Raw genomic sequence first — 25,113 nt, 5'->3', positions numbered from 1 at the left:
AAAAGGAGGTTTCCAATGGAACTTTATATCATCACCGGAGCGTCAAAAGGGCTGGGTCAAGCCATTGCATTACAGGCTTTAGAAAAGGGGCATGAAGTCCATGCCTTATCCAGAACGAAAACGGATGTCTCTCATGAAAAACTAACGCAGCATCAAATAGACCTCATCAATCTCGAAGAAGCTGAACAGCAATTTGAAACATTGCTCTCATCCATCGATCCAGATCGTTATTCCGGTATTACCCTTATCAATAACGCCGGAATGGTAACGCCGATCAAACGTGCTGGCGAAGCGTCTCTTGACGAGCTTCAGCGCCATTATCAGCTGAACCTGACTGCGCCCGTGCTTTTGAGTCAGCTGTTTACAAAACGATTTGCTTCATACAGCGGCAAAAAGACGGTTGTCAACATTACTTCAGGAGCCGCCAAAAATCCATATAAGGGATGGAGCGCGTATTGCAGTTCAAAAGCCGGGCTCGACATGTTTACGAGGACATTCGGATTTGAACAGGAGGATGAAGAGCTGCCGGTGAACATGATTTCGTTCTCACCTGGAGTGATGGACACTGAGATGCAGGCCGTCATCCGTTCTTCATCGAAAAAGGATTTCCACCACATTGAACGATTCCGGAAATTAAATGAAACAGGAAGCCTTCGCAGTCCGGACTTTATTGCCGGCACGCTGCTTTCTTTACTAGAAAAAGGGACGGAAAACGGCCGCATTTATGATATTAAAGAGTTTTTGTAGAGCAGATATTTTCTGCTCTTTTTTTTATACAAAAGGCTACAGCCATCGCATTTTATTGAACAGCCGCATATACTGACTGAAACGCTGCTTTTAGGGTATAACAATGATGATAAGAAGATCAAAATGATGTGACATAAGAATTGAGTTTCTCTGCAAATTATGTTAGGATTCTAAAAATATCTAAAGGAGGGGTTTCCATGAGAAAGGTTACATTAATGGATGTTTTCACCCATCCAATTGCACAAAAATATCTTCAGCGTTCCGGCGTGGCACATGCGATTGCCTGCGCTTATCATGCATACAGGCTGTCTGTGAAGGCTGACATTAATCCTGATTTAGCAGCAAAAGCGGCACTGCTTCATGACATCGGCCATTATGAATGGTATACAGACGGAAAGTGGGATTATGAGAAATACAAAAGAAATGACATTCATGCCATTAAAGGGGCGGAACGGGCGCATAAGCTTCTGATTCGGCTTGGCGAGGAACCGAAAGCGGCAAAAGAGATTGCACTAGCCATTTTGCTTCATACAGATTCCTATTTGCCTGAAGGCGAATTAGATAAAAACACGCTGCAGCAGATTGTCAAAAAAGCGGACGAACTGGATGAAGAGCCGGGCGGCCACCATCATTACCGCCAAATTGATCCTTCAACCGCACGAAAAAAAATAGAAAAGCTGGACCAATTAATCGACCAAGCCCAGGCATCCGTGATAAAGCCTGTATAAGTACGGAACAGCGCCAGCTTTCTTCGCTGTCTCCGCTTCATCGATACTTCCTTTACACCCGCTTCCAAACGTATTCTCCTAAAATCTCCGCACTCCTTTGTTTTATCAGGTAAGCCTGTGTCATTATCCATAAGCGCGGCATAAGCTGAGATAAAACACACAAAGGGGATAAAAGTATGGTCAACCAAGGTAGTCCGCAACTGGTCTCTTTAGTCGATCCTTATGTCTATCAGACCATTAAAAAGCTCATCGGCTCAAGGTTCGTTATACAGACAGTACGAGATACGGTCAGAGGCAGACTGATCGATGTAAAACCTGACCATATCACAATTGAAGGAGCCCGAAATTCTGTTTGTTTGATCAGAATCCAGCACATGATTTCCGTCACCCCAGATTACAGTGAGCGGGTCTAACAGTGCTTGCGCATGAAAAATAGGCGTACAACAGGACGTCCTATTTTTCAGTTAAGCGCTGTAAAAACGCACTATGATACATTGTTCCGTCAAGGTCAAAACCGGCAAATTCCTGATAGTCACCATCTGAAAAACAGAAAGTGACGCCGTACACCGTATAGCAGGAACGGACTGAAGCATGCTGACGGACACGAAAATGATAACCGTCTGAATCTTTTACATACAGCCGGGATTTCCCGGTAAATGGGGCACAGAGGTGTGCTGGCTCACCAAAACATTCGAATCCGGCAATTTTGCCGTCTTGGTCGATATCCAGCAGGATACAATCATTGACCTTAAGCTCCTCAGACCGCATATTCCTGTTCTTTTTCGGAGGATGAACATAGATATAAGCCAGTTCTGGATCTGTATCGTATGTCACGGCCTTCATCACCAACACTCCTTTCATTATATTAAGAGTTCTGATATGAGTTCATTTTTGTTACAATGATGGGGTATAAGTTCTTTTATCTGACAGACAAAGAAAAACTAGGAGGAACAAAGCTTGTTGAAATCAAAAGTCCATTTTTGGACATTGCAGATTTTATTTGTTTTGCTGATTATTTTTGTAGCAACAAAAGTTTCATTTGTATTTCAGCCGTTTATTGTTTTTATCTCGACATTGTTTTTCCCGATGCTGATTGCGGGAATTTTGTATTTCATATTTAATCCGGTCGTCCGCCTGCTTGAGAAAAAAATTCCGCGGACATTATCCATTCTATTGATCTATTTACTGTTTATCGGTTTGCTTGCCTTTATTTCAGCGTCAGTTGGACCTATCATCACCTCACAGGTGACAGGGCTGTTTAACAACCTTCCTGATTATATAAAACAGATTCAGGTGCTGACAAAGGATTTGTCCCATTCTCAATGGTTTACCTGGATGATGAACCAGGATTATGTATCGATATCAAAAATTGAACAGTCATTGACAAGTTTTCTCCAAAACCTGCCGCAAAATATCACGTCCAGTTTATCTGCGGTGTTTGGCGTCGTGACAAACATCACGCTTGTTATTATAACTGTTCCATTTATCCTTTTTTACATGCTGAAAGACGGACACCGCTTTCCGCATTTGGCAGTAAAAATTCTTCCGGCTTCTTATCGGACAGAAGGCTTAAAGATTTTTAAAGATTTATCCGATACGCTTGCGGCATACTTCCAGGGTCAGCTGTTAATCTGTCTTTTTGTCGGGACAGCGTGTTTTATCGGCTATTTAATTGCCGGACTGCCGTATGCTCTGATTCTTGGGATTGTCATGGCGATTACCAATATCATTCCCTATGTCGGGCCTTTTCTCGGTGCCGCGCCGGCTGTCATTGTCGGTTTTATGGACTCGCCGGCCAAAGCGCTGTTTGCGATTATTGTGGTCGTCATCGTTCAGCAGCTGGACGGAAACCTGCTGTCTCCTCTTGTGATCGGAAAGCGTCTGAATACCCATCCGCTTACGATTATTTTGCTGTTAATCGGAGCGGGAAGCTTCGGCGGAATTCTCGGCATGATTTTAGCGGTGCCGGTTTATGCGGTAGTGAAGGCGTTCTTCCTGAATATTGTCCGCTTGATCAAGCTGCGCCAGCGGTCACGACTCGAGGAAAACGCAAAGCCAGCTGAATAGGCGGGCACCATTAGCGGCTCTTTGCATATGATGCTGTAAATCAATGCGGAGGTGGGGAAATGCCTGCAATTGTGGGGCCGATTTATATCATGTCAGTTACGGGTAATGCCGCGGCAAGCTTTGGAGACGTATTTGCGATTTCGCCAAAAAGCGTCGCTCATTCAGGGGCGGGGTCAGGCGCATTTCAGCTTGGTGATTTTGTGAAGATTAACAACCAAACGAGTAAAACTCTCTTCAAAGATGCCGATATCACTGATGAAACAGTTTCGTTTAACGGGTAACAGCCTTTTCACAAGAGGCTGTTGCTTTTTTATTGTATAATATGGGTAGTCTTTAAATAGAGAGGTCATGTTATGAAAATCAGAAAAGCAAATATCAATACGCAAACCGGAATGATCACGGACGTGTATCTGCATGAAAACAGAAAAGAACTGCGCACGCTTGTAGCGGTACCGCAGCTGGAGTGGAGCACGATCATTTCCTATGAAGAAGATAAAGCAACTCTGCCTGAACGGCTGGAAGCGTCGTTGCGCCGGCATACAGAGGAAACCCCTGCTGGTGAGCTGGCCAAAAAAATCATTCATTGGGTAACAGAAATGTAAACGGCGCTTGAAAGTTTAGCTCCTGCCTGATCAGGTGATAATGAAGACAAACAAGACGGGAGGACAGGCTTTTGAGTGAAGACAAAATGGATCTCTATTTGCAGCAAGGAATGTATGGGCCTTTGGAGACAAAGCCTGACGAGCGCCATTTGTTTTTAGGCTCTTTAAGAGAAAGAGTCGTTTTGGCACTGACGAAAGGACAGGTGCTTAGAAGTAAACCGTATAAAGAGGCGGAGCACGAGCTGAAAAACAGCCATAACGTCACCCTTTTGGTTAATGGAGAGCTTCAGTATCAGTCTTACTCTCCTTATATCCAAATGGCGAACCGGTACGGAGTGCCCTTCAAGATTGTATCTGATCTTCAGTTTCATACGCCTTTAGGCCTCGTTATTGCGGCTGACATCGCTGTGAATCGTGAATTGATATATATTCAGGACGACATTTATAATCGGTCAGTGCTGAAATCTTAAGAGACAAACGGACCGTTTGTCTTTTTGTTCATGGCAATTCACTTACAACTGGAGATAAGATATAATGTTCTCATACTGATGGCGGGGAGGCCGGCTATGAAAAAAGCACTTATTTGTATTGATTATACGAATGATTTTGTGGCGAGTGACGGAAAATTGACCTGCGGGGAGCCCGGCAGAATGATTGAAGAGGCGATCGTCAATTTAACTGAAGAATTCATCACAAACGGTGATTACGTCGTATTAGCAGTAGATTCTCATGATGAAGGGGATCAATATCACCCTGAAACCCGTCTTTTTCCTCCGCATAATATAAAAGGCACGGAAGGAAAAGATCTGTACGGAAAGCTTTTGCCTCTATATCAGAAACATGAACATGAGCCTAATGTTTACTACATGGAAAAAACGAGATATTCTGCTTTTGCGGGAACTGATTTAGAGCTCAAACTCAGAGAGCGGCAGATTGGCGAACTGCACCTTGCCGGTGTCTGCACAGATATTTGTGTGTTGCATACAGCTGTTGACGCATATAACAAAGGTTTTGGGATTGTTGTGCATAAACAAGCTGTTGCCAGCTTTAATCAGGAGGGGCACGCATGGGCTCTTTCCCATTTTGCAAACAGCATCGGAGCGCAAGTGGCAGAGTAAGGAAGGGGAAAAACAGTGTTAGAGTACGGATTTAAAGATGACAGCCTGTCATTACATACAGACCTTTATCAGATCAATATGGCGGAAACGTACTGGAGAGACGGCATTCATGAAAAGAAAGCGATTTTTGAGCTGTTTTTCAGAAGGCTTCCGTTTGAAAATGGCTATGCCGTATTTGCGGGCTTGGAAAAGGCCATTGAATACTTGGAAAATTTCAAGTTTACGGATAGCGATTTGAGTTATTTACAGGATGAACTCGGGTATCATGAAGATTTTATTGAATATTTGCGCGGCTTATCTTTTACAGGTTCACTTTACTCCATGAAAGAAGGAGAGCTCGTTTTTAACAATGAGCCGATTATGAGGGTGGAGGCACCCCTGGTAGAAGCGCAGCTGATTGAAACAGCTTTGCTCAACATTGTGAACTATCAAACATTAATCGCAACAAAGGCTGCCCGGATTAAAGGCGTCATTGGTGATGAAGTTGCGCTTGAATTCGGAACAAGACGGGCGCACGAAATGGATGCGGCCATGTGGGGAGCAAGAGCAGCCTTAATCGGCGGCTTTAGCGCGACAAGCAATGTAAGAGCCGGAAAGCGCTTTAATATCCCGGTTTCCGGCACACATGCGCATGCGCTTGTGCAGGCTTACCGCGATGAATATACAGCTTTCAAAAAATACGCGGAAACACATAAGGATTGCGTCTTCTTAGTTGACACGTATGACACGCTTCGTTCAGGCATGCCGAACGCGATTAGGGTTGCCAAGGAATTCGGCGACCGCATTAATTTCATTGGCATCCGTCTGGACAGCGGCGATTTGGCGTACCTGTCAAAAAAAGCCCGGAAAATGCTTGATGAAGCAGGATTTACAGATGCGAAGGTGATTGCTTCAAGCGATTTGGATGAGCACACCATTATGAATTTAAAGGCTCAGGGAGCGCGCATTGATGTCTGGGGTGTCGGTACGAAGCTGATCACTGCCTATGACCAGCCGGCTCTCGGCGCAGTTTATAAACTCGTTGCCATTGAAGAAGATGGGAAAATGGTTGACACGATCAAAATTTCGTCCAATCCTGAAAAAGTGACGACACCGGGCAGAAAGAAAGTCTACCGCATTATTAATCAGTCCAACCATCATTCTGAAGGCGACTATATTGCGCTTTATGATGAGCAGGTGAATGATCAGAAGCGGCTCAGAATGTTCCACCCGGTTCATACATTCATCAGCAAATTTGTCACGAATTTTTATGCGAAGGATCTTCATGAGCTGATTTTTGAGAAGGGTATTCTTTGCTACCAAAACCCTGAGATTTCAGACATACAGCAGTATGTGCAGGATAACCTCAGCCTGCTTTGGGAGGAATATAAGAGAATCAGCAAGCCGGAGGAATACCCGGTTGATTTAAGCGAGGACTGCTGGAGCAATAAAATGCAGCGGATCCACGAAGTGAAAAGCAGAATTGAAGAAGAGCTTGAGGAAGAATAAAGAAAAACTGGCCTTTCGTTCGCGAGGGGCCAGTTTTCTTTATGTATATATTATTTTTCATGTTTAGACAATTTTCGTCAAATTATTTGATATACTTAGGGGTGAAAGCCGCGCGTATTGTAAGGGGGATAAATCAATGAGGGTGTTTGTTGCAAGACAGCCTATTTTTAATAGAAAAGAACAGGTTGTTGCTTATGAACTGCTGTATAGAGAAAGCGAAGAGAACGTGTATAGCGCTAAAGACGGCGATCAGGCAACAACAGATTTGGTGATCAACAGCTTTTTAAACATCGGAATTGAGAAGCTGACGGAAGGGAAACGCTGTTTTGTTAATTTTACGGAAAGCCTGATGTTTTCGAATCTTCCCACCTCCTTCAATCCGAAACAGCTTGTCATTGAAATCCTTGAAGATATACCGATCACGCCGGCCCTCATTTCTAGATGCAAAGAATTGAAAAAAATGGGGTATATGCTGGCGCTTGATGATTTTTATGCAATAAACCCGCAAGATGAGGACTTACTGGAAAAACTCATGAGCTATATTGATATATTGAAAATTGATTTTCTCAAAACAACACGAATGGAACGCAGAACAATTTTGCAAACCTACGGCTGCCGCGGCCTGATTTTTTTAGCGGAAAAAGTAGAGACCCGAAAAGAATATAAACAGGCGGTCCAAGACGGCTTTCAATTATTCCAAGGCTACTTTTTCAGCGAGCCGCGCATCATCAGCGGGCATGACCTATCGACTCATTTCTATTCTTACTATGAACTGCTTAACGAACTGAGTAAAGAGCAGCCTAACATAAAGCGTGTGACAGAGTACATAGAGCGGGATTTATCACTGTCCTATCAGATTTTAAAATTTTTAAACTCATCCCACAGCCGTTTGAGCCAGAAAATTGAAAGCATTCAACAGGCCATTATGCTGTTGGGATTTAATGAAATCAAACGGTGGATATATATTCTTTCCTTTAAGGATTTAAGCAGGAAAGGGCATTCCAGCAAGCACGAAATCATTAAGATTTCTTTGATAAGAGCAAAGCTTTGCGAACTGCTGGCGAGAAAGACATCCCGGCCGCAGCCTGCTTCTTATATGCTGATCGGAATGTTTTCTCTCATAGACACCCTCCTGCATAGAGAAATAGAGGAAATTGTTCAAGAATTGCCTTTAAAAGATGAAGTCGGGCAAGCATTATTAGGCCATCAAAACGACTACTACCAAATGCTTGAGCTTGTGAAATTAATTGAAAGCAACAACTGGGACACTTGCTCGGAATTAGGCAATCAACTCGACAAAGAAGAAGCGTATGAATGTTATTTAGAGGCTCTGGAATGGTGTCATAATCTTATGGACGCAAAATGATTGCGGTCCTCTGACCACCGCAAAGCAAGAATCATTCGGCTTTGTGTTCCGATAAGGCTGATATAGATGCCGTCGGGATTAAAGACCGTATCCACTTCATGCCGGACGCCCATTTGTTTGATTAGGCGCTTGATGGTTTGTTTATCGGACTGCTCGGCTGCGGTCAGAATGCGGCGCGAGAGCTCCCGCGAGCCCGCAATGCGGCTGAGAACAAGCTGGGCATCCGCAAATATCCCTCCGGCCTGCTTCGCTGAACGGATAAAGGTATCAATATTGTTGGCAGGAGCGGGCGGACGGCGTACCTCATACGGATACACGTAAAACCAGGGATAACGATATCTCATGGGAGCACCTCACAAAAAAGGGATGTTTCTATATGTATAGATCCCTAATTGCCGAATATGACAAAGCGAAAAGGCCACAACTTTAGCGTTGCGGTCTTTTTCGGTGTTTGTCGGTCAGGAAACGCCAAGAATCGCATATTCAATTTTGAAAATACGGTATGAAGGACTATAGTCTTACTTAGTAAAAATGCGAAACACGTTAAAATCAAGGGAGTTAAGAATCTTTCTCAATTTGAGCAGAAAAATACGCTTCTGCACATAGAAAAATAGTCCCGTTCTTGTTGTGATCTCTTTGAGTATAAGGGCCTATTGATATTTGCGGTGTCACGCAGGATCTTTTTGCATACTTTTCGGTGAAAAATGAGCCGAAAGCAGATACACTATTAGTAACAGATCAAATACCTAGGACTCGTTCACCATACACAATTCATTGATCTTTCAAAAAAAGGAGTGTGGAAACGATGGAAAAGAAACTTGAAGAAGTAAAACAATTGTTATTCCGACTCGAACTTGATATTAAAGAAACGACAGATTCATTACGAAACATTAACAAAAGCATTGATCAACTCGATAAATACAATTATGCAATGAAAATTTCGTGAAAAAGACTTGGAAACAAGTCTTTTTTTTCGTTCTACCGATACAATAAATGGATAAAGTATTATATGATTGTTAAAAAACGAAAAACCTGCTGTCCTTTAAATGTCCCATTTAGTAAAATGGAATGGGAGGGGGGAAGTCGTTATTGAGCAGATATGTTTAGATTCTGTCCGGATCAAGGAGAAAATGAAGGAGATTGTAGATGAAAATATTTCAAATGAAGACTTAAAAATAAAACTTATTTCTTTTATTGAAGAAAAAAAACAATTTTCATTTGCAGAATTAGCTTATCACCATTACATAGCATTTGACGGAAAAGATGTTACAGCAATTGAGTTGTTGGCTTCTGGTATAGAACTTTTAATTTTATCTGCTGACATTTTTGACGATATTGAGGATAAGGACAATCTTCAGGCTTCTTGGATGAAAATAGATCCTTCGATAGTGATTAACGCAGCTACTACACTTTATACATTAAGTTTGCAAGTGATAAGTTTAGTTTCAAACAATCCGCAACTTCTAAGTCTGACTTTACAATATTCACTTCAATCTTTACAAGGGCAACATGCAGATTTAAATGTAAAAATCTCTTCAGAATCAGAGTATATTGAAATGATTAAACTTAAGTCAGGTTCTCTTGTAACATTGCCTAGTGTTCTTGGTGTATATTTGGCAACTGGAGAAATTAATGAAACAGTCGAGGAGTATTCACTTTATTTGGGTATAGTCGAGCAAATTGCGAATGATCACCATGGGCTATATTATCCTGACAATAATGACATAAAAACTAGACACAATCTTGCCTTCTACTATCTAAAAAATAAATATAACCAATCATCGATTGACTTATTAAATTTTTATGCGCAAGAAAATAATCAGATAAATAACATGGATGAATTGAAAAAGAGGTTACAAGGATCAGGTGTAATCCAATACCTGAATGTTATTAAAAATATAGCACTGGAAAATTTTAAAGAATCATTCAAAAAACTGAGATTAGATGAACAAAGAAAGAATAAACTACTTGATCAATTATTAAGGGGGAATATAAATTGAAACATATCGATAAAATCATCAGCCATTTAGTAAACAATCCGGAAGCTTTTGATCAATTTAAGAATGGGAACTTAACCTTGCTAAATATAAATGAAAAAGAAAAGAAAGCAATATTATATGCGTTTGAAGAAGGAGAGGCACCGAGAACAAGCAATTGGCCCCCAATAGAAACTATCAGTAGTTTTTTTGAGGATGATAAAAGAAAAAGTTTTATTTAATTATGGGATGATGAGATGCACAGAAATAATAACTTCTATAAATATTTGTCTCTAGCTTTTATCATTTTAAGTTTTGTTTATGTGATCTACCTCTCTTATATTTCTGTTTTTAATATCTTTGTAGGTGCGGATGTGAAGATTAATGAACAGGGTAAGTTAGAGGTTACCAAAGTTGTGGATTATACAGATGAATATTATTCGGGTGTAAAAAAGGGTGACATCATTCTCGAAGTTAATGGGCAAAAAGGAAGTGAAATCCAGTTAGAAAGCGGAAGATTGGTCAATGTAGAAAGCTTAACTGTTGAAAGAGATAATAAATCATTTCATTTACAAAATGTAAGCCTAATAAGTGAAGAAAATTTATTTATGTATCTCATTCCGCTCATATCTTATTCAATCTGTTTATTTTGTATATTTTTTGTTTACAGAATAAATAAAGTAAGAAAATCACCTTCTGCTTTTGTTTTAATCTTATTTTTGTTATTTGTATCAGTAGCATATGTAAGTGCCTGCGGGGCAAGAAGAGGTGAAGAGGTTAGCACTTATCTACTTGTCCTTACTTTAGTAAGTTGTCCAATTTTATATATACATTTCATATATAAATACTTTGCGGAATTGGGTACAAAGTTATTCAAAAAGAAGATTTTAATCATTATGTATATACTTCCACTCGTAAACCTGTTACTAGAAGCTGTTTTGAGTAATAGATTAAATTCTTCGGCTTTTTTGTCAAACTTGAACTTGATTTCCTTTTTTGTCCTAGTCCTTACTGTATCTATTCTTATCCATCAAGGGATTAGAAAAATCAAACAAAATGAGCAAAAGTCAATTTTAAAAATCCTTGCTTATATAAATATCCTGTCTTTTAGTCCTTTTATTATCTTTTTTGTTATTCCCTATGTGTTGTTTGATAAGTATCTTTCACCCTTTAGTTTGGCAGCTTTTACACTTGTTATACCTTTTTCTTTAGTGTATCAATTTATGACAAATAGACTTTATAATATTGACTTTGTTGTAGGACGGCTTAAATACTATGGATTTTTAGCCATTACACCTACTGTTATTGTGGTCACCATATTTAATTACATTCAAAAACCAGAAGATAACTTTTACTCCGTTAAACTAACAGTTGTAATATATTTGCTTATGTTTGCTGTCTTTTACTTTAAAGAAATCATTGATTTTCGTTTCAAGTTGAAAAGATTTACAGAGAAATTTAATTATCAAGATGGGATTTTTAAATTTACTCAGTTGATTAAGCAAGCATCATCAGTAGATCAAGTACTTAATCACTTTAAAAATACAATCCTAGAAGTATTAAACATAGATAATGCTTGCGTGTATGATAATTCTAAAGGGGAAATCACCCTTCTTAGTAAGAACAACTTTAAAGATTTGACTTATAAAAATCATGAGCAATATGTGAAAAATTTTTCTGGTGATATCGGTAAAATTAAAGAGTTTAAACAAGGTTTTATTATTAAAATAGGTGAACGAGGAGACAGATCATTTTTAGTACTCTGTTTCTCAAGTTATAATACTTTTAAATTAACAAGGGATGAAATTGCATGGCTTCAAACATTAGCGTTTTATACAAATGTCTCATTGGAAAACGTTATGAAAATCGAAGAATTGATGGTGCATCTTGAGGATTTAAAACAACAAGAATCCAACCCCGTATGGCTCAAAAAACTCATGTACACGATCGAAGAAAAACAACGCTCTGATCTCGCCCGTGATCTCCACGATTCGGTTCTTCAGGACTTGATTTCCTTAAAACGCCAGTGTGAGCTGTTTTTGGGTGATTTTAAGAAGAATGATAATCCGTGCCGTGAAGAGGTGCAGGACAAGCTTGTGCAGATGAATGAGCAGATGTCTGATGTGATTTCGATGACGAGGGAGACGTGTCATGAGCTGCGGCCGCAGCTTCTGTATGATCTTGGATTGGTGAAGGCTCTGTCGAAGCTGGTGGCGCAGCAGCAGGAGCGGGTTCCGTTTCATATCCGTTTAAATACCGGGAGATTTACGGCTTCCCTTGATCTGGATTCGCAGCTAAATTTATACCGGATCATTCAAGAATTCCTGTCTAATGCGGTTAAACACTCTCAAGCCACAGATGTACTGATTATGCTCATTAGTATACAAAACAAAATCGTTCTTCATTATGAGGACGATGGCGTAGGGTTTGACCTTGAAAAAAATACCGAGCATTCCATGAGCATGGGGCTTTCTGGCATTAAGGAGAGAGTCAGGGCTTTAGATGGGCGCCTTCGGATTGAAACAAGTGAAGGAAAGGGCTTTAAGGCTGATATTGAAATCGAATTGTAATGGATTTATAACGGAAACGACTTGGCACAGGCCAAGTCTTTTTTATAAAATGGAAAAGAGTGAGTAAAAGGGAGGAAAACATGAAAAAGATACTAGTGATTGATGACCATCCGGCTGTCATGGAAGGCACCAAGACAATTTTGGAAACGGATTCGAATTTGTCTGTTGATTGTCTCAGTCCTGAACCGAGCGAACAGTTTATCAAGCAGCATGATTTCTCGTCATATGATCTCATTTTAATGGATCTGAATCTAGGCGGCGAGGTCAATGGGATGGAGCTTTCTAAACAGATTTTACAAGAGAATCCTCATTGTAAAATTATCGTGTATACCGGTTATGAGGTCGAGGATTATTTCGAGGAAGCGATTCGTGCGGGTCTGCACGGTGCCATCAGCAAAACGGAATCTAAAGAAAAGATCACCCAATACATATACCACGTACTCAATGGAGAAATTTTAGTCGATTTTGCTTACTTTAAACAGCTGATGACTCAGCAAAAAAACAAAGCCGGCTCCTTCCTCTCAAAAAGAACAAGATGTGCTCACACCTAGAGAATGCCTGATTCTTCAAGAAGTTGAAAAGGGATTTACAAACCAAGAAATCGCAGATGCCCTTCATTTAAGCAAGCGGTCCATTGAATACAGCTTGACATCGATTTTCAATAAGCTGAATGTCGGTTCCCGGACGGAAGCGGTTTTGATTGCGAAATCAGACGGTGTACTTTAAATGTTGGGGGTGTAGATGATGGATACGAAACACACATTGCTTGAAGCGCTTGGTATAGAGATTGTTGAAAACACAGCGGAACGATGCGTTGCGGTCATGCCTGTGGATCATCGGACGGTGCAGCCGTTCGGATATTTGCATGGGGGCGCTTCAGTGGCCCTGGCGGAAACAGCGGCGAGCGCAGGTGCACAGAACCTGATTGATCATTCAACACAGGCTTGTGTCGGTTTGGAGATTAACGCCAACCATTTAAAATCTGTAAAGGAAGGAACGGTAAAGGCGATAGCCGAGCCCGTTCATATCGGCAGAACGACGATTGTCTATCACATTCACATATATGACGAGCAAGAGAGGCTGATCTGTATATCCAGATGCACGCTGGCTGTCATCAAGAAATAAAAAAACAGCCGGAACTCTGCCTGTCCGGCTGCTTATTTTTATAAATATGAATCCTCTTTTCGTTTAATCACAAAGTTTCTGATTCCGTTATAGTCATCCTGTACGCTTCTCTCATCAAGCTTGACGCCGGAGTTATACGCAGCACGGCAGATCAAGTGCCCGCCGATAGGCGACGTAATAAAGATAAAGAGAATCCCAAGCAGGATTTTAGCGGAGAGTTCCCCCGTCACAAACCACAAATAGAAGAAGACACCAAGCAGAATCATATTGACACCCAATGTTGAGCCTTTAGAAGCAGCATGAGCGCGTGTAAACACATCGGGAAGGCGAAGTACGCCAAATGAAGCAATGAGGCATACAAGAGCACCCAGCAAAATGAATACAGCCACAACGACCTTAGCGATTTCGATCATTTTCGATAATCTCTCCTTTCTCCAGGAACTTGGAAAATGCGATCGTTCCGATAAACGATAAAATCCCCAGCAGCAAAATAATATCCAAAAACGCACTTGTTTTCAGCAAAATGGAGACAAGCGCCGTGATTGCGATCAGATTGATGCCGATTGCATCCAGAGCCACGACCCGGTCAGGCACAGTCGGACCTTTAATGACACGAATGACATACAAAAAGGTAGACACTGCCATAATGCCGAGCGCGATTTGCAGGATCAGCGTAAACATCACCGGCTCACCTCCTGTATGGCTTTTTCAAATGACTCCCGAATGTCAAAAATCGCTTTTTCCGCATCCTCGATATCCATTGCATGAATATAAAGTATTGTTCTGTCATCTGAAATATCCATCACCAAGGTTCCCGGCGTTAATGTAATGAGCAGAGAAAGCAGGGTGATTTCCCAGTCCTTCGTCAGTTCAGTTTTAAAAGCAAAAATACCCGGTCTGATATTCAGTTTTGGAGATAAGACTGATTTCATCACACTGACATTGGCAAGGTACAGTTCCTTTATAAAAATGAAACAGAGCTTGATGATAGAAATCAATTTCCATAGATAAAACTGGCGAGTGAAAAAGCGCCGGAAGAAAAAGAGAGAGAGCATTCCCAGAATATAGCCTGTAATGAATCCTGCGGCGCTTGGACTGTTGCTTAAGAACATCCAGCAAAAAGCGAGAAACACATTTAATAAAATTTGAAATGCCATGCGATCTACTCCTTCAGAACAGCTTCGATATATTTTTCCGGATTCAGCAGCGTCTCGGCCGCTTGATCAACGTAAGGCGACACCCATTCTGTACCCAACCCGAAGAGAAGAGACAGCAAGAGAAAAATAGCTGCCGGATAAAGAAGTCCTTTAGCTGTTCGATGATTTGGTTTTGGCGTTTCTTTTTCTTCGCCCCAAAACGCATGTATAAAGATCCTCAGCACAGAGTACAGTACGAGCAGACTTGAAAGCAGAATCAGCATGGATATCGTAAATTCACCTTCTGCGAAGCCGCCCTCCGCAATTTTAAATTTGCCGACAAATCCGCTCAGTGGCGGAATGCCTGCAAGAGAAATAGCGGAAATGAAAAACATCCATCCAAGAACAGGATAGCGTTTGATCAGCCCGCCCATTTTATGCAGGCTCGCGGTTCCAGTCAATGCGATCAGCGTACCTGCCAGCATAAACAAAGCGCCCTTAATCAGCATATCGTGAATCAGATAGTAGATCGCGCCCTGAATGGATGCGGGGGTGTGTACTGCCACACCGAACAAAATCACGCCGACAGCGGTAATAATGTTATAGATCACAATTTTCATGACATTTGAATAAGCGAGTGAACCGATCACACCAAAAATCACAGTCAGCGCCGCCAGCCAAATCATCAGCTGATGGGTAAAAGCTGTATCGTGAATAAAAATCAATGTGAAAACCCTCGCAATCGCATATAACCCGACTTTTGTCAGCAAAGCGCCGAACAACGCGGAGATTGCTGCCGGTGGCGCGTAATAAGAGCCTGGAAGCCAAAAGTAGAGGGGGAAGATTCCGCCCTTCATGCCAAATACCAAAAGCAGCAGGACACCAATCACAGTAATCAGCCCGGTTTGTCCTGATTCGCTGATTTTCACGCTAAGATCCGCCATGTTTAACGTGCCGGTTACAGCGTATAAAAAGCCGACCCCTATGACAAACAGGGCAGACGATACGATATTAAACACAATATATTTAAGGGATTCCCGCAGCTGAATTTTTGTGCCGCCTAATACAATCAGCATATAGGAAGCAATAAGCAGAAGCTCAAAAAATACGTACATATTAAATAAATCGCCTGTTAAAAACGCTCCGCTGACGCCGGCAAGCAAGAACTGAACGCCGGAGTAGTAAAAGGAGCGCTCCCGTTTTTCACCGACAGAACGGAAGGAATAAAGCCCAACCAATAAACCGATGATCGCTGTTGTGAGAACGAGAAGGCTGGCGAATTGGTCTGCAGCAAGCACAATGCCGTACGGCGCTTTCCATCCGCCTAAGCTGAGTGTCTGGATACCTTTTGTGAAGACAGTCTGTACAAGTATGCCGCTAATCACAATCCCGATGGCCGATGCCGCCGTGCTGAAGATTCTCATGAGCATAAGATTCTTCGACATGAAAATCAGAAGAATAGCCGACAAAAGCGGGATCAGGATTGGCAAAATAACAAAATTATTCATGTTGATCATTTCCCCTCATTTGATCCATATCATCCGATTTCAATTCCTGATAAGCGCGAAAGGCCATGACGAGGATGAATGATGTAACGCCAAAAGAAATGACAATTGCGGTCAAAATCAGGGCTTGCGGAAGCGGATCGACAAATGATTTGGCATGCTCGCTCAAAATCGGAGCGGCGCCTTTCTTTAATCCTCCCATAGTCAAAAGCATTAAATGAACGCCATGGCTTAACAGTGCTGTTCCGATAATGACGCGAAGCAGGCTTTTAGACAGCAGCAAATACGTGGCAGCCATAAAAATAATACCGGCTAATACAGCCATTAAGATTTCCATTATTCTTCCTCTCCAATCGTTTGAATAATGGTCATCGTTATGCCTACGACAACAAGATAAACGCCTAAATCAAATATCGTCGCTGTGGCGAGCTCCGTTTTCCCAAGGATCGGCAGCTGAAAGTATCCGAATGTGTGGGTTAAAAAAGGAGCCCCGAAGACAAAGGAGCCAACGCCTGTTAATACAGCGAGCAGAAGGCCGGCTCCCGCGACATAAATGAAATTGACCGGCAAAAGGGAACGCACGGTTTTTAAATCATACGCCAAGAGCAAGAGAACGATGGAAGAGGACGTGATCAGTCCGCCGACAAAGCCTCCTCCGGGCGCGTTATGCCCTGATAAAAATAAATAGAAAGAGAAAAGCAAAATGATAAAGGATACAAGCTTTGTCGCGGTTTGGAGAATCAAGTCATTTGTTTTTTGTTCATTCACCGCTTTTCCCCTCCTCTTTTACTTTTGTTTTAATCATGCTGTAAATGCCGAGAGCGGCTATCGTTAATACCGTAATTTCAAACATTGTATCAAATCCCCTGAAATCAACGAGAATGACATTGACGACATTATCCCCTCCGCCGAGATCGTGGCTGTGTTTGACAAAGAAGGACGCAATGCTGTCTTTTGTCCGCTGGCTTGAGGATGCGATGCCGAGCACAGTAACGATAACACCGACGCCTAAAGAAATGATAAAATTCGTCATCCGGAACGTTCTCGTTTTTGTTTTCAGCCTCAGTTTCGGCAAATGGTAGAAGCAAAGCAGAAACAGTGCCACAGAAATCGTTTCAATGACGAGCTGAGTCAATGCCAAGTCCGGCGCTCTGAAAATGACAAAAAACAATGCAAGCGTATAACCGACAACACCGAGTGCAATGATCGCCGTCAGTCTTGACCTAGCAAAAACAGTCGCCACTGTGGCGCTGATCATGACAAGCGTCAAAATGATTTCGTATACACCGATTTTAGCCATGCCTTCCGTTTTAAATGAAAATCCGCCTTTAATGGCAAAAGCTCCGCCTATCAGAATGATGAAACCAGCGAAGATATACAGCAAATAATCTCTTAAAAACCCGGTCATATATTGTTTTGTGATCCGGTAAGAGCCTTTCTCCATCAGAGTCAAAAGCTTATCGTATAACCGGTTGAGTGTGAGTTTCGAAGGAAACAGTTTATAGATTCCCTTCCACTTATTCAGCGACAAATAACCAATTGTTCCGATCACAACAATACCCGCAGTCATGAGCAATTCCGTTGTAACCCCATGCCACTGTGAAATATGAACGTGGAATTTCTCATGGCCGTCAAGCAGTGTCGGATAGATTGAGTTCATCGCAGGCTCTATCAGGCTGTACGACAATATATTCGGGAAAAAGAAGAGACTGACAGCCAAAGCGACAAGAATGACCGGTGGAACGAGCATACCGACAGGCGCCTCGTGAGCCGGTTTTTCAAGCTGCTCAGGCTGGTAATTTCCTCTGAATGTTTTAAACAGCAATTTCATGCTGTAGATAAACGTAAATACACTTCCGACCCAGGCGAGAACAGGGAACAAAATGCCCCATGTCTGCACGTTGAACAGATCAAAATGTGTTACGCGAAGCATGCTTGTAAAAAACATTTCTTTACTCAAAAATCCGTTAAACGGCGGTAGGCCGGCCATTGAAAATGTCCCGATTAAGGAAATGGTAAAAGTAATCGGCATAATCGCCATCAGGCCGCCTAGCTTCCGGATATCCCGTGTGCCTGTTTCGTGATCGATAATCCCGACTGCCATAAACAAGCTTCCTTTAAAGGTTGCGTGGTTGATCAAATGGAAAATGGCAGCCATAGCGGCAACTGTATAATATTCTGTATGTCCGTAATGAAGGGCCGCAGCACTGACTCCGAGCATGGAGATGATCATGCCGAGCTGGCTGACGGTTGAAAACGCCAAAATCGATTTTAAATCAGTTTGTTTCACGGCATGGAATGAACCCCAAACCATCGTAAAGAGGCCAACGAGGGACACGATCCAAAACCACTGAGCTGAAAAGGCGAAAATAGGACTGAATCTCGCAATCACATAAATGCCGGCTTTTACCATAGTAGCTGAATGGAGATAAGCGCTGACAGGCGTCGGAGCTTCCATTGCGTCAGGGAGCCAGATGTAAAAAGGAAATTGCGCTGATTTCGTAAAAGCCCCTAATAAAATGAGAATCATAGCCGGTATAAACAATTCGTGGCCGGCAATTAATTGAACCTGATGAACCATCTCTCTAATACTGAAGGAATCCGTTATCAAATAAAGGAGAATAAATCCGCCGAGCATGCACAGCCCGCCGCTGACCGTAATCAAAAGTGATTTGGCTGCGCCATAGCGCGACTTTTCTCGCTTATACCAATAGCCGATCAGCAAAAAGGATGAAAGGCTTGTAAGCTCCCAGAACATGTAGAGAACCATGACATTGTCTACTAGAACGACACCGAGCATGGCGCCCATGAACATCAATAAGTAGACATAAAAGGGCCCAAGCTGTTCTTTTTCTTTCGATAAATAAAAAATGCTGTAAAGAGTGACCAAAGAGCCGATGCCTGTGATCAGTAAGGCGAATAATAACCCGAGGCCGTCTATATAAACGGTAAAGTTAATGCCGAGTGACGGAATCCACTCTAATACCGATCGAAGTGTTTCTCCAGATTGTGTCATCCTGATCATTGGGAGAAAGTATATAAACAGCAAGACGGGCAGGATCAACACAAACCAGCCCGTATGCACTCTTTTTGCGTATTTTGCCAAGAAGGGAATGATAAAAGCAAATAAAAAAGGCGATAAAATAGCAAGATGTAAGAGCTGCAAAGATAAGACCTCCTTTTCTCGTTCTCAATTGAAAAATGCGTTATGTATGAGATATACGGTCAAACGACCTAGTCCAAATTATATCGCACTTTTCTGCAAGCTGCCACGCTTCGAACTGCTGTAATGGGTTTTTATGAGTTCTTTTGACCTCAAAATAAGTCTAACAAAAAAGAGGTTATTTGTATATTTAAAATCAATCCTGATCAAGCTGAGGGTAAGGAGCTGGTCATGTGAAAAGAAAAGTCGTGATGTGCTCAGGTTTATTCTGCTCAGTATTTGCAGGGGCATTCATGTTGAATCAATATGACGGGCGCAGCGGTGTGGCGGCTAGTGATGAGTGGGAGCTGTATTTACTGGAGCACCACCTGTCAGCCAGAATGAGTGAGACGGAATCAAAGGATCTGCCGTTTGGTCCCCGAGAGTATATTCGGATTGTGAATAAATAAAAAAAGAGTTCCGCATAAAACGGAACTCTTTCTGTTTATGAAGTGAAAAAACGAAGCAAAACTGTCGCGCAAATAACTGTGCCTGCACCGCCGAGACGGGTTGAAATTTGGGCAAACGGCATAAGGCCCATTCTTCCTGATGCTGATAAAATGGCAACATCACCCGTTCCGCCGAGGCCGCTGTGGCAGCAAGTAACGATTGCGGATTCAACCGGATACATGTTCATCAGCTTGCCTACAAAATATCCAGAACCAATCATCGCGATAACAACTGAAATACAAATGATGACAAACGGAATAGAAATCACAGACGCTACGTCATCCAACGGAATAAAGAGGATGCCGAGACCGACCATCAGCGGCCATGTAAAGCTTGAAGAAATAAACTTATAAAGCTGGTAAGCGCCTTCTTCCATTTTTTTCGGAAGAATATTCGCATACTTGACAGCCGCAGCTGAAATAATCATTAAGATCGCGCCCGGGATGAAGATGAATTTCTCCAATAACCCGCCAAAAATAAAGAATGTACACGCGAGCAGAACTCCTGCTCCCATTAATTTGAAATCAATTTTTGCTTCGGCTTCTTTTTGATTGAAAATCTCATTTGCTTTTTTAGATTTTACGAGACGTCCGTTCCCATTTAGATCTGGACGCTTATCGCCAAGCTTTTTCATTAAGGCTGCACATATGATAGCAAAAACGTTTCCTATAATTGCGGCTGGAACCAGCTGAGACACAAATACATCAGCAGATGAGCCCAGTATTTGTGAGTAGGCGATTGAAAGCGGCAAAATTCCTTCGCCTATTCCCCCGGCAATAATCGGGACAACAACAAAGAAAAAGGAATCATAGGCACTATAGCCAAAAATAAATCCGACAAGGATGCCGGCTGCAACGGCCGCGATCGTTCCTGCAACCAGTGGAACGAACATTCTGATAAACCCCTGTATTAAAACAATTCTGTTCATACCGAGGATACTTCCCACAACAAGGCAAGCGATATAGAAATAAAGGAAGTTAGACGTTTTCATCAAGTTGGTTACAGCGTCTAAAGATGTTGAATTCAGTACATTGTAAAAGACTAAAAATGAAGGAACAAACAAAGATAAAATAGCAGGGCCGCCAATATCCTTCAATATCGGTATGCGTTGGCCTATGTCTCCGAGAAACACACCAAGAATCATAATGATGGCAAACCCGCCAAGCATATTTGCCGGCAGCTCATTGTAATAGGCTGCAAGAATAATAATAACAGCTAATACTGTGTATAAAGGCAGAGGAATCACACCGATTTCCCAAGACCAGATTTTTTGAAACAGGTTTTTCCCCTGTGAGTCTTTTTGCTCAGGTGAAATTGTCCCCGTTTTTGGAATTGCTCCCATGTCATACACCCCCATGTATTGTTTGTTACAGTCTACAAGAAAGCGTTAACACTTCATATTTTTTTAAGTTAAAAAACTAATAAACAATTAAATTAAGGGGGTCTTTTGGATTAGAAAAAAATCCCTGAGAATCGTCTTCCCAGGGGAGAATGTTTATCTTTTTCCTTTAATATAAGGCACGCCATTGGCTTTTGGCGCATCTGCCCGCCCGATAAAGCCGGTTAAAGCGAGAATCGTTAAGACATAAGGAGCCATCAGCATATACACATTTGGTATGTCTTTAAAAAGAGGGAGCAGCGATCCAATGATGCTTAAGCTTTGGGCGAATCCGAAAAACAGGGCGGCCCCCAGTGCTCCGATCGGATGCCATTTTCCGAATACAAGCGCTGCCAGGGCGATAAAGCCTTGCCCGGAGATGGTAGAGTGCGTGAAATCAAGCGCAATTGTGGAGGCATATACGCCGCCGCCGAGACCGCCGAACAATCCGCTGATCATCACACCGATGTAGCGCATTTTATATACGTTGATTCCCATCGTATCGGCCGCCATCGGATGCTCGCCGACAGAACGGATACGAAGGCCGAACGGCGTTTTGAACAAGATAAACCAGGAAATAAAGGCAAGTGCTATTGCAAGAATAGACGTATAATAGACATCCGAAAAGAAGATCTTTCCCAAGACGGGAATATCGCCCAAACCGGGGATTTTCGTCTTATAAAAAGGCTCTGGAATTTTGTCTGTCTGCGCTTTGCCGTAGATCAGTTTGACGATAAATAAAGTTGCCCCAAGCGCCAGCATGTTAATGGCGACACCGCTGACTGTCTGGTCGGCGCGAAACGAAATCGCTGCTGCCGCGTGAATCAGTGAAAACAGGGCGCCTGCTGCCATGGCGGCAAGGAGCGAAAGCCAAGGTGCGGCGGCACCTAATTCCGGACCAAAAAATAAATTAAATAACACGCTGGTGAACGCCCCGATAATCATGAGGCCTTCTAGGCCGATATTCACCACACCTGATCTCTCGGAAAACACGCCGCCGAGAGCAGTTAAAATAAGCGGGGCCGCATAGACGAGTGTTGCAGGGACAATGATAGATAAAATCTGCACAATGTCCACTTAGTTCGCCCCCTTTTTCTTCAATTTGCCCATGACGAAACGAATCGCATAGCTTGAAGCCACAAACAGAATAATAATAGCAATCACAATATCAACGACCTCTGATGGAACGCCTGATTCAATCGGCATATTTAATGCGCCGATTTTCAGCCCGCCAAGCAGGCATGCTGCCAGTACAACCCCGATGGCTGTGTTTCCCCCGAGAAGAGCGACAGCGATACCGTCAAAGCCTACGCCAGTAAATGCGCCTTTCACTGCTGCGTATTCGAATGTTCCTAGCCCCTCCATGGCTCCGGCAAGGCCTGCAAAAGCGCCGGAGATAAGCATGGAGGTCATGATATTCTTCCGCACGCTCATGCCGGCATACTGGGAAGCGTGCTGGTTAAACCCGACCGCCCGGAGCTCAAATCCTTTTGTAGTTTTGTTGATGATAAACCACATGATAACTGCTGCGAGAAGGGCAACGATGATTCCCAAATGCAGCCGTGAGTAATCGGTGATCTGTTCAAGAAAAGGAGAGCGGAGGGAGGCGGATTCGTGAATTTTCCCCGTTTTGTCCTGATGATCTGTCAAGACGTTTGAAATGATGTAATTGGTCATGTGCAGCGCGATATAATTCATCATAATGGTGACAATGACTTCATGAACGTAAAATCGCGCTTTCAAAATGCCGGGAATAAACCCCCATAATCCTCCTGCAGCTGCCGCTGTAATCAATGCGAGCGGCAAGTGAATATATGCCGGTCCGTCAAACGCCGTACCGACCCAAACCGCTGCTGTCCAGCCGACGAGCAGCTGGCCCTCGACGCCGATATTAAAGAGTCCGGTTCGGAATGCAAAGGCGACAGCCAATCCGGATAAAATATAAGGCGTAATTTGCCGGATGGTTTCTCCGACATAATAGATTTCTCCGAATATTCCATTCCACAAAGCCGAATATCCGCTAGCCACACTGTAGCCGCTCACAAGCATAATCAACGCGCCGGCCGCAAGACCAAGGATGATTGCGATGAGCGGCACGAGTAAATGAGAGAGTCGTTTAACCATTTGCTTTCCCCGCTTCCTTTTGCGTGCTTCCTGCCATCAAGAGACCAAGCTCCTGTTCAGTGGTTTCCTGCGGATTAACGCTGGCGATAATGCGTCCTTCAAAAATAACGGCGATTCTGTCACTGAGATTCATAATTTCTTCAAGCTCAAACGAGAGGAGAAGAACGGCTTTCCCGGCATCACGCTGCTCAATGAGCTTTTTATGGACAAATTCAATCGCTCCGACATCAAGGCCGCGAGTCGGCTGGGCGGCAATTAATAAATCAGGATTTCGGTCTATTTCCCGCCCGATAATCGCTTTTTGCTGGTTTCCGCCTGACAATGCCCGAGCGTGTGTATATTCATCCGGCGTTCTGACATCGTACTCAGTGATCAGGCTGCGTGCTTTTTTGTACATTTCGCCTTTATGTAAAACGCCCAATGCTGAATACGGCTTTTTGTAATAGCTTTGCAACAGGATATTCTCTCCGATTGGAAAATCAAGGACGAGACCGTGTTTATGGCGATCCTGAGGGATATGGCCGATCCCGGATTCAGTGATTTTTCTTGGCGTCAGGTTTTGGATCTGTTTTCCGTTTAAGGTGATTGTTCCTGAATCTGTTTTGCGGAGTCCTGTCACCGCTTCGATCAGCTCTGATTGCCCGTTTCCGTCGACGCCTGCTATGCCGACTATTTCTCCCGCTTTGACAGAAAGAGACAAATCTCTGACTGTCTCTATTCCGCGGGTATCCTTTACAGTTATGCCGTCAATCGCAAGCACTTCCGCTCCCGGCTGAGCAGCTCTCTTTTCAGTTTTGAACGATACCTCACGGCCGACCATTAGACTGGCGAGTTCGTCTTGGTTTGTATCACGGACATCAAGGGTTTTGATGCCTTTTCCTTTACGGATAACCGTAACGCGGTCACAAATCTCCATAATCTCTTTCAGCTTATGGGTGATTAAGATGATGGACTTCCCTTCTTTGACCAGGTTCTTCATAATTTGCATCAGTTCCTTAATTTCATGAGGCGTCAAAACAGCCGTCGGTTCATCAAAAATCAGAATGTCGGCACCGCGGTAGAGGGTTTTTAATATTTCTGCGCGCTGCTGCATACCGACTGATATGTCAGCTGCTTTTGCTTCAGGATGGATCTGCAGGCCGTATCGATCGGAAATGTCCTGCACCTCTTGGCCAGCACGCTTCCGGTCAATTCTGCCAAACTTCTTTGGCTCCTTCCCGAGAATAATATTTTCAGCAACTGTAAAGGTGTCAACAAGCATAAAGTGCTGGTGCACCATTCCAATTCCAAGGTCATTCGCTTTGTTCGGGCTGTTGATGTGCACCTTCTCGCCGCGCACCCGAATTTCACCCCGCTCCGGCTGATACAGCCCGAAAAGGACATTCATCAATGTTGATTTCCCCGCTCCGTTTTCACCGAGCAACGCGTGTATTTCGCCTTTTTTGACTTGAAGATTGATATTGTCATTGGCGACGATACCTGGAAACGCCTTGCGGATATTGAGCATTTCAATGACATATTCCATTGATTG

29 protein-coding genes and 2 pseudogenes are annotated in these 25,113 nt (G+C 42.9%); 17 read left to right on the top strand and 14 right to left on the bottom strand.

Annotated elements, in window-relative coordinates; genetic code table 11:
* The first annotated feature begins 15 nt into the window (after positions 1-15).
* The 3 genes from ACZ07B_RS12405 (at position 16) to ACZ07B_RS12395 (ending at position 1,888) form a co-directional block, all read left to right on the top strand.
* The gene (locus ACZ07B_RS12405; protein ID WP_167408412.1) at positions 16-747 is read left to right on the top strand and encodes a (S)-benzoin forming benzil reductase; all 732 of its coding nucleotides are present in this window, start codon (positions 16-18) and stop codon (positions 745-747) included.
* A 197-nt stretch (positions 748-944) separates the two neighbouring features.
* Positions 945-1,475: an HD domain-containing protein gene (locus tag ACZ07B_RS12400; RefSeq protein ID WP_003244444.1), complete on the top strand. Its 531-nt coding sequence runs from the start codon at positions 945-947 to the stop codon at positions 1,473-1,475.
* Between the two features lie 176 nt (positions 1,476-1,651).
* Positions 1,652-1,888: a YuzF family protein gene (locus ACZ07B_RS12395; protein WP_003220677.1), complete on the top strand. Its 237-nt coding sequence runs from the start codon at positions 1,652-1,654 to the stop codon at positions 1,886-1,888.
* Between the two features lie 40 nt (positions 1,889-1,928).
* Here the strand turns inward: ACZ07B_RS12395 and ACZ07B_RS12390 are convergent, their stop codons facing one another.
* A complete protein-coding gene (locus ACZ07B_RS12390; RefSeq protein ID WP_464877240.1) occupies positions 1,929-2,318 on the bottom strand; it encodes a DUF2283 domain-containing protein in 390 nt (129 codons plus the stop codon).
* A 114-nt stretch (positions 2,319-2,432) separates the two neighbouring features.
* On the opposite strand from ACZ07B_RS12390, the gene ACZ07B_RS12385 reads away from it, so the two are divergent.
* The 7 genes from ACZ07B_RS12385 (at position 2,433) to pdeH (ending at position 8,116) form a co-directional block, all read left to right on the top strand.
* Positions 2,433-3,542 (top strand): AI-2E family transporter, encoded by a 1,110-nt coding sequence (locus ACZ07B_RS12385; RefSeq protein WP_464877239.1) that lies wholly within the window; start codon positions 2,433-2,435, stop codon positions 3,540-3,542.
* Between the two features lie 59 nt (positions 3,543-3,601).
* The gene (locus tag ACZ07B_RS12380) at positions 3,602-3,823 is read left to right on the top strand and encodes a spore germination protein (RefSeq protein WP_015384524.1); all 222 of its coding nucleotides are present in this window, start codon (positions 3,602-3,604) and stop codon (positions 3,821-3,823) included.
* A 72-nt stretch (positions 3,824-3,895) separates the two neighbouring features.
* Positions 3,896-4,144 carry a YueH family protein gene (locus tag ACZ07B_RS12375; protein WP_003228783.1) on the top strand — a complete coding sequence of 83 codons (249 nt, stop codon included), beginning with the start codon at positions 3,896-3,898 and terminating at the stop codon, positions 4,142-4,144.
* 71 nt (positions 4,145-4,215) lie between these two features.
* Entirely contained in the window at positions 4,216-4,614 is a 399-nt protein-coding gene (locus tag ACZ07B_RS12370; protein ID WP_014480710.1) for a YueI family protein, read from the top strand.
* Between the two features lie 96 nt (positions 4,615-4,710).
* Positions 4,711-5,262 (top strand): cysteine hydrolase family protein, encoded by a 552-nt coding sequence (locus tag ACZ07B_RS12365; RefSeq protein WP_015714627.1) that lies wholly within the window; start codon positions 4,711-4,713, stop codon positions 5,260-5,262.
* Positions 5,263-5,277: 15 nt separating this feature from the next.
* Positions 5,278-6,750, top strand: a complete 1,473-nt coding sequence (locus ACZ07B_RS12360) for a nicotinate phosphoribosyltransferase (protein WP_003228788.1) — start codon at positions 5,278-5,280, stop codon at positions 6,748-6,750.
* A 136-nt stretch (positions 6,751-6,886) separates the two neighbouring features.
* The gene (gene pdeH / locus ACZ07B_RS12355; protein WP_003243525.1) at positions 6,887-8,116 is read left to right on the top strand and encodes a cyclic di-GMP phosphodiesterase; all 1,230 of its coding nucleotides are present in this window, start codon (positions 6,887-6,889) and stop codon (positions 8,114-8,116) included.
* Here the strand turns inward: pdeH and ACZ07B_RS12350 are convergent.
* Complete coding sequence (locus tag ACZ07B_RS12350) at positions 8,092-8,460, bottom strand: YuzC family spore coat inner layer protein (protein ID WP_038828672.1); 369 nt, start codon at positions 8,458-8,460, stop codon at positions 8,092-8,094. The genes pdeH and ACZ07B_RS12350 overlap by 25 nt on opposite strands.
* Before the next feature lie 177 nt (positions 8,461-8,637).
* Positions 8,638-8,700, bottom strand: a pseudogene (locus ACZ07B_RS12345) (hypothetical protein); the annotation flags it as partial.
* A gap of 221 nt (positions 8,701-8,921) precedes the next feature.
* On the opposite strand from ACZ07B_RS12345, the gene degQ reads away from it, so the two are divergent.
* The 6 genes and pseudogenes from degQ (at position 8,922) to ACZ07B_RS12315 (ending at position 13,787) form a co-directional block, all read left to right on the top strand.
* On the top strand, positions 8,922-9,062 hold the full coding sequence (gene degQ / locus ACZ07B_RS12340) for a degradation enzyme regulation protein DegQ (protein WP_003220708.1): 141 nt from the start codon (positions 8,922-8,924) through the stop codon (positions 9,060-9,062).
* Positions 9,063-9,246: 184 nt separating this feature from the next.
* Positions 9,247-10,116, top strand: coding sequence for a polyprenyl synthetase family protein (locus ACZ07B_RS12335; protein ID WP_464877238.1), 870 nt, complete (start codon positions 9,247-9,249; stop codon positions 10,114-10,116).
* Positions 10,113-10,334: a competence pheromone ComX gene (gene comX / locus ACZ07B_RS12330; RefSeq protein ID WP_014114983.1), complete on the top strand. Its 222-nt coding sequence runs from the start codon at positions 10,113-10,115 to the stop codon at positions 10,332-10,334. The genes ACZ07B_RS12335 and comX overlap by 4 nt, the downstream gene beginning before the upstream one ends.
* Before the next feature lie 15 nt (positions 10,335-10,349).
* Positions 10,350-12,662 carry a sensor histidine kinase gene (locus ACZ07B_RS12325; RefSeq protein ID WP_464877237.1) on the top strand — a complete coding sequence of 771 codons (2,313 nt, stop codon included), beginning with the start codon at positions 10,350-10,352 and terminating at the stop codon, positions 12,660-12,662.
* Between the two features lie 80 nt (positions 12,663-12,742).
* Positions 12,743-13,388: pseudogene (gene comA / locus ACZ07B_RS12320) on the top strand (two-component system response regulator ComA).
* Between the two features lie 18 nt (positions 13,389-13,406).
* On the top strand, positions 13,407-13,787 hold the full coding sequence (locus tag ACZ07B_RS12315) for a hotdog fold thioesterase (RefSeq protein ID WP_017695528.1): 381 nt from the start codon (positions 13,407-13,409) through the stop codon (positions 13,785-13,787).
* A gap of 38 nt (positions 13,788-13,825) precedes the next feature.
* Here the strand turns inward: ACZ07B_RS12315 and mnhG are convergent, their stop codons facing one another.
* Genes mnhG through ACZ07B_RS12280 form a run of 7 tightly spaced genes read right to left on the bottom strand, consistent with a single transcriptional unit; the run spans position 13,826 to position 19,594 of the window.
* Positions 13,826-14,200, bottom strand: coding sequence for a monovalent cation/H(+) antiporter subunit G (gene mnhG / locus ACZ07B_RS12310; RefSeq protein ID WP_047183109.1), 375 nt, complete (start codon positions 14,198-14,200; stop codon positions 13,826-13,828).
* On the bottom strand, positions 14,184-14,468 hold the full coding sequence (locus ACZ07B_RS12305) for a Na(+)/H(+) antiporter subunit F1 (protein ID WP_003228814.1): 285 nt from the start codon (positions 14,466-14,468) through the stop codon (positions 14,184-14,186). Before ACZ07B_RS12305 ends, mnhG begins: the two co-directional genes overlap by 17 nt.
* Complete coding sequence (locus tag ACZ07B_RS12300; protein ID WP_003228815.1) at positions 14,468-14,944, bottom strand: Na+/H+ antiporter subunit E; 477 nt, start codon at positions 14,942-14,944, stop codon at positions 14,468-14,470. The genes ACZ07B_RS12305 and ACZ07B_RS12300 overlap by 1 nt, the downstream gene beginning before the upstream one ends.
* Before the next feature lie 5 nt (positions 14,945-14,949).
* The gene (locus ACZ07B_RS12295) at positions 14,950-16,431 is read right to left on the bottom strand and encodes a Na+/H+ antiporter subunit D (RefSeq protein ID WP_464877236.1); all 1,482 of its coding nucleotides are present in this window, start codon (positions 16,429-16,431) and stop codon (positions 14,950-14,952) included.
* Positions 16,424-16,765 carry a Na(+)/H(+) antiporter subunit C gene (locus ACZ07B_RS12290; RefSeq protein WP_003220730.1) on the bottom strand — a complete coding sequence of 114 codons (342 nt, stop codon included), beginning with the start codon at positions 16,763-16,765 and terminating at the stop codon, positions 16,424-16,426. Before ACZ07B_RS12290 ends, ACZ07B_RS12295 begins: the two co-directional genes overlap by 8 nt.
* The gene (locus tag ACZ07B_RS12285) at positions 16,765-17,196 is read right to left on the bottom strand and encodes a Na(+)/H(+) antiporter subunit B (protein ID WP_003228819.1); all 432 of its coding nucleotides are present in this window, start codon (positions 17,194-17,196) and stop codon (positions 16,765-16,767) included. The genes ACZ07B_RS12290 and ACZ07B_RS12285 overlap by 1 nt, the downstream gene beginning before the upstream one ends.
* Positions 17,189-19,594: a Na+/H+ antiporter subunit A gene (locus ACZ07B_RS12280; protein WP_464877235.1), complete on the bottom strand. Its 2,406-nt coding sequence runs from the start codon at positions 19,592-19,594 to the stop codon at positions 17,189-17,191. Before ACZ07B_RS12280 ends, ACZ07B_RS12285 begins: the two co-directional genes overlap by 8 nt.
* Before the next feature lie 230 nt (positions 19,595-19,824).
* Here ACZ07B_RS12280 and ACZ07B_RS12275 point away from each other — a divergent pair, with 230 nt between their 5' ends.
* Positions 19,825-20,040, top strand: coding sequence for a hypothetical protein (locus ACZ07B_RS12275; RefSeq protein ID WP_015483630.1), 216 nt, complete (start codon positions 19,825-19,827; stop codon positions 20,038-20,040).
* Positions 20,041-20,075: 35 nt separating this feature from the next.
* Here ACZ07B_RS12275 and maeN read toward each other — a convergent pair whose 3' ends face one another.
* The 4 genes from maeN to nupO form a co-directional block, all read right to left on the bottom strand.
* Positions 20,076-21,422: a sodium/malate symporter MaeN gene (gene maeN, locus ACZ07B_RS12270; RefSeq protein WP_021480493.1), complete on the bottom strand. Its 1,347-nt coding sequence runs from the start codon at positions 21,420-21,422 to the stop codon at positions 20,076-20,078.
* A gap of 153 nt (positions 21,423-21,575) precedes the next feature.
* Positions 21,576-22,535: a guanosine ABC transporter permease NupQ gene (nupQ, locus tag ACZ07B_RS12265; RefSeq protein ID WP_014480697.1), complete on the bottom strand. Its 960-nt coding sequence runs from the start codon at positions 22,533-22,535 to the stop codon at positions 21,576-21,578.
* Positions 22,536-23,582, bottom strand: coding sequence for a guanosine ABC transporter permease NupP (nupP, locus tag ACZ07B_RS12260; RefSeq protein WP_029318495.1), 1,047 nt, complete (start codon positions 23,580-23,582; stop codon positions 22,536-22,538).
* Complete coding sequence (gene nupO, locus ACZ07B_RS12255) at positions 23,575-25,107, bottom strand: guanosine ABC transporter ATP-binding protein NupO (protein ID WP_003228830.1); 1,533 nt, start codon at positions 25,105-25,107, stop codon at positions 23,575-23,577. Before nupO ends, nupP begins: the two co-directional genes overlap by 8 nt.
* Positions 25,108-25,113: the final 6 nt, after the last annotated feature.

The sequence above is a fragment of the Bacillus sp. 9.4 genome (genome assembly GCF_055486415.1).
This window is presented reverse-complemented; position numbering and strand designations above follow the sequence as displayed.

Coding starts and splice junctions, on each gene's coding strand:
- ACZ07B_RS12405 (WP_167408412.1), top strand. CDS start 16: ATGGAACTTTATATCATCACCGGAGCGTCAAAAGGGCTGGGTCAAGCC.
- ACZ07B_RS12400 (WP_003244444.1), top strand. CDS start 945: ATGAGAAAGGTTACATTAATGGATGTTTTCACCCATCCAATTGCACAA.
- ACZ07B_RS12395 (WP_003220677.1), top strand. CDS start 1,652: ATGGTCAACCAAGGTAGTCCGCAACTGGTCTCTTTAGTCGATCCTTAT.
- ACZ07B_RS12390 (WP_464877240.1), bottom strand. CDS start 2,318: ATGAAGGCCGTGACATACGATACAGATCCAGAACTGGCTTATATCTAT.
- ACZ07B_RS12380 (WP_015384524.1), top strand. CDS start 3,602: ATGCCTGCAATTGTGGGGCCGATTTATATCATGTCAGTTACGGGTAAT.
- ACZ07B_RS12375 (WP_003228783.1), top strand. CDS start 3,896: ATGAAAATCAGAAAAGCAAATATCAATACGCAAACCGGAATGATCACG.
- ACZ07B_RS12365 (WP_015714627.1), top strand. CDS start 4,711: ATGAAAAAAGCACTTATTTGTATTGATTATACGAATGATTTTGTGGCG.
- pdeH (WP_003243525.1), top strand. CDS start 6,887: ATGAGGGTGTTTGTTGCAAGACAGCCTATTTTTAATAGAAAAGAACAG.
- ACZ07B_RS12350 (WP_038828672.1), bottom strand. CDS start 8,460: ATGAGATATCGTTATCCCTGGTTTTACGTGTATCCGTATGAGGTACGC.
- degQ (WP_003220708.1), top strand. CDS start 8,922: ATGGAAAAGAAACTTGAAGAAGTAAAACAATTGTTATTCCGACTCGAA.
- ACZ07B_RS12335 (WP_464877238.1), top strand. CDS start 9,247: ATGAAGGAGATTGTAGATGAAAATATTTCAAATGAAGACTTAAAAATA.
- ACZ07B_RS12325 (WP_464877237.1), top strand. CDS start 10,350: ATGCACAGAAATAATAACTTCTATAAATATTTGTCTCTAGCTTTTATC.
- ACZ07B_RS12315 (WP_017695528.1), top strand. CDS start 13,407: ATGGATACGAAACACACATTGCTTGAAGCGCTTGGTATAGAGATTGTT.
- mnhG (WP_047183109.1), bottom strand. CDS start 14,200: ATGATCGAAATCGCTAAGGTCGTTGTGGCTGTATTCATTTTGCTGGGT.
- ACZ07B_RS12305 (WP_003228814.1), bottom strand. CDS start 14,468: ATGTTTACGCTGATCCTGCAAATCGCGCTCGGCATTATGGCAGTGTCT.
- ACZ07B_RS12300 (WP_003228815.1), bottom strand. CDS start 14,944: ATGGCATTTCAAATTTTATTAAATGTGTTTCTCGCTTTTTGCTGGATG.
- ACZ07B_RS12295 (WP_464877236.1), bottom strand. CDS start 16,431: ATGAATAATTTTGTTATTTTGCCAATCCTGATCCCGCTTTTGTCGGCT.
- ACZ07B_RS12290 (WP_003220730.1), bottom strand. CDS start 16,765: ATGGAAATCTTAATGGCTGTATTAGCCGGTATTATTTTTATGGCTGCC.
- maeN (WP_021480493.1), bottom strand. CDS start 21,422: ATGGGAGCAATTCCAAAAACGGGGACAATTTCACCTGAGCAAAAAGAC.
- nupP (WP_029318495.1), bottom strand. CDS start 23,582: ATGGTTAAACGACTCTCTCATTTACTCGTGCCGCTCATCGCAATCATC.
- nupO (WP_003228830.1), bottom strand. CDS start 25,107: ATGGAATATGTCATTGAAATGCTCAATATCCGCAAGGCGTTTCCAGGT.